This window comes from Halorubrum sp. SP3 (genome assembly GCF_005435195.1).
GTDB classification, from domain to species: Archaea; Halobacteriota; Halobacteria; order Halobacteriales; family Haloferacaceae; genus Halorubrum; species Halorubrum sodomense.
The window spans coordinates 1-463 of the sequence record NZ_SGTU01000362.1; the positions used below are offsets into that span (position 1 = coordinate 1).

The 463-nt window shown below is 60.9% G+C and carries 1 rRNA gene; it reads right to left on the bottom strand.

Annotated elements, in window-relative coordinates:
- Positions 1 to 463 (bottom strand): 23S ribosomal RNA (locus EXE42_RS19495); the annotation flags it as partial.

Below are 463 nucleotides of genomic sequence, written 5' to 3' on the forward strand. Positions count from 1 at the left end.
GGTACGGACATCGCGCTTGCCTTTTCACGGGCCCTATGTACGGCTGACTTTCGCTGTTTCGCGTTTCGCTCGCTTCGTGCCGTGACGGCGTCCACGAGTTTCCACGATTCGACCGGGCGAGTGCCCGGCTCAGCGTTCCACACGGCGTCGGCGTTTACTGCACGATGGCGCTGGAATATTAACCAGCTTCCCGTCGGTGTAGTCAAGTTGTGGTACACCTTAGGACCGGCTAACCCTCGGCTGATCTGCAGTGCCGAGGAACCCTTGCTCTTCAGGCCGTCGAGGTTCTCACCCGACTATCGCTGCTACTGTGACCAGGATTGTCGTTACTGGACGGTCCACACGAGCTCTCGCCCGGGCTTCCGTCCGACCAGTACGCCAACCTACGCGGTCGCCCTGTGACGGGCGCGGCCAGGTCTCGGTGGTAGATTTGAGCCCCGATCATTTTGGGCGCCTCAAACCT